Source organism: Xanthobacter sp. BG11Y11_SDJG, from assembly GCF_057364445.1.
The window spans coordinates 1-2,628 of sequence record NZ_JBNFNU010000498.1; the positions used below are offsets into that span (position 1 = coordinate 1).

General features: G+C 66.8%; 3 protein-coding genes. All 3 read left to right on the plus strand.

From position 1 onward, the window contains the following. Positions 1–529, plus strand: a 529-nt coding sequence (locus AC2W7M_RS23455; RefSeq protein WP_486135337.1) for a type III PLP-dependent enzyme domain-containing protein, incomplete at its 5' end; no start/stop codon positions are given. A gap of 320 nt (positions 530–849) precedes the next feature. Then, positions 850–1,545, plus strand: a complete 696-nt coding sequence (locus AC2W7M_RS23460) for an outer membrane protein (RefSeq protein WP_486135339.1) — start codon at positions 850–852, stop codon at positions 1,543–1,545. 183 nt (positions 1,546–1,728) lie between these two features. Further along, positions 1,729–2,370, plus strand: a complete 642-nt coding sequence (locus AC2W7M_RS23465; protein WP_486135341.1) for an outer membrane protein — start codon at positions 1,729–1,731, stop codon at positions 2,368–2,370. Positions 2,371–2,628 lie beyond the last annotated feature (258 nt).

Below are 2,628 nucleotides of genomic sequence, written 5' to 3' on the forward strand. Positions count from 1 at the left end.
CCGCGCGCGCGCGGCGCGCGCCCGCCGTGTCCTTGAGGCGGATGGCTTGGCGTGCCCGCTCCTCACCGGCGGCGGCACCGGCAGCTTTCGCGACGATGCGGGGGCCGGCGTGCTCAACGAGATCCAACCCGGATCCTACGTGTTCATGGACACGGACTATGCCCGCAACCGCGACCGCGACGGCGGACCCTATCGCCCGTTCGCCCAGAGCCTGTTCGTGCGCACCGCCGTGCTGCGCGCCCGGCCGGACGGGGTCAGCTATGTGGATGCGGGCGCCAAGGCGCTGAATCTCGATTGCGGCATGCCCGAAGTGGCGGGCCGCAGTGACCTTTCGTTCACCAAGGCGAGCGACGAACAGGGACGCATCGAGGCCACGGACCCGGCGCGGGCCCCGGCGCTCGGCACGGCGTTGCTCCTGGTCCCATCCCACTGCGACCCCACCGTGGCGCTTTACGACGCGCTCGTCGCCGTCAGGGGCGAGAGGGTGGAAGCGGTGTGGCCGATCGCGGGGCGCGGCGCGCGCACCTGAGCCTTTTCAACGCTTCCCGAGCGGCAAGTAAAGCGCCAGCTCTACTGTGTGTGCCCCCTGAAGTTGCAGGGCTGCGATTGTTCGTGCGCGCGAAAAAGTTCCCACAGTAAGACAATATTCAGAGATTTTTTCGTATTGTGGTCGCAATGGGGCAAGCATGGTTACTCCGCGTTAAATAATCGCCACAGACGCGCCGTGTTTTTATTTTTTCGGGTGTGGCGCTCCGGCTACAGACGCGGGGGGCTGATCTGGTTAGTTATTGCACCATCGTCGGGGTCGCCTTTGCGGGGCGGGCCGACACCAACAAGAAGGTAACTGTCATGTTCAAGCGTACCCTTCTCGGAGTTTCCGCTCTCGCGCTGATGGCGGCCTCGGCTTCGGCCGCGGATCTCGCGAACCGCTATCCGGTGAAGGCGGCGGTGGTCCCGGTGCAGATGTTCTCGTGGACCGGCTTCTACATCGGCGGCAACGTGGGCTATGCGTGGGGCAACAGCTCGCTCGACTACACCCCGTTCCTCGGCCCGACCTTCTCCTACGACCTCGGCAATGCCGACGGCTTCACCGGCGGTCTGCAGGCCGGCTTCAACTACCAGTTCGCGAACAACGTGGTGCTCGGCCTCGAAGCCGACCTGCAGTTCGCCGACATCGGCTCGAACAACCTGCTGATCGGCGGCCCGGTGGGCGGCGCCTTCGCCTCCCAGAGCCTCGACACCTACGGCACCATCCGCGCCCGCATGGGCTACGCCTTCGACCGGTTCCTGCCGTACATCACCGGCGGCGCGGCCTGGGCCAACACCTCCTACACCGGCCCGTTCGGCTGGACCGCGGACAGCACCCACTGGGGCTGGACCATCGGTGGCGGTCTCGAATACGCCATCACCAACAACTGGACCGTCAAGGGCGAGTATCAGTACCTCTCCTTCGACGGCGACAGCTTCACCTACCTGAACGGCGACACGGTGAAGACCAACTTCGACATGAGCGTCCTCAAGGCCGGCGTGAACTACAAGTTCTGATCGACCCCACGGTCCTCGACCTTCAGGGCTCCCGGCACCGCCGGGAGCCCTTTTGTTTTCCGCAGCGTCCGCACACGCGCTCGTGAGCGCCGTCATCGCCCCGCCACGGCTTCGCCCTTGGCCGGCCATCGCATGGCCGGTTCGGCCTGCCAGCTTGCCTGCCGATCGAGGAAGAGGTGGGTCATGAAGCGTATCGTGCTCGCGGGGGCGGTGCTTTCGGCGGTTTCGGCGGGTCCGGTCCTTTCGGCCGACCTCGGCCGCGCGCCGGCGGCCGTCACGAAGGCACCGGTGGTGGTGCCCGCGCCGGTCTTCTCATGGACCGGCTTCTATATCGGCGGCAATGCCGGCTATGGCTGGGGCAGCGGCAAGGACGCGCTCGAGCTCGCCGATATCAATCCCTCCGGCTGGTCCGCGGGCGGCCAGATCGGCTTCAACTACCAGTTCGCGAACAATATCGTCGCCGGCATCGAGGCCGACCTCCAGGGCGGCGACATCTCCGGCTCCACCGGCGGCCTCTCCAGCAGCCTCGACATGCTGGGCACCGTGCGCGGGCGCGTCGGCTATGCCTTCGGGCGGGTGCTGCCTTATGTCACCGGCGGCGTCGCCTACGGCAACAATTCGGTCGACACTTTGGGCTGGAGCCAGTCGCAGACCCATGTGGGCTGGACGGCCGGCGCCGGCATCGAATACGCGCTGACCGACCATTGGACCGCCAAGGCCGAGTATCTCTACACCGATCTCGGCTCGAAATATTACGACAATATCGGCGCCGACGCGGGCGTGAGCGCCCAGACCGGCAAGATCGGCATCAACTACAAGTTCTGATCCGCCGACCCGTTGCGGGGGGAAGGGCCGGTCCCGGAAGGGGCCGGCCTTTTTCCGTTTCGGCCTTCGCGATGCACCCGCGCCATCGACAGGACGGGCGCAGCGCGGCATAGCGACTTCATGTCGCTCATCGCACGCACTTCGCTCGTCTCCGCCGCCACGCTCGGCTCGCGCGTGCTCGGCTTCGTGCGCGATGCCGCCACCGCCGCGGTGCTCGGCGCCGGCCCGGTGGCCGACGCCTTCTTCGTCGCCTTCCGC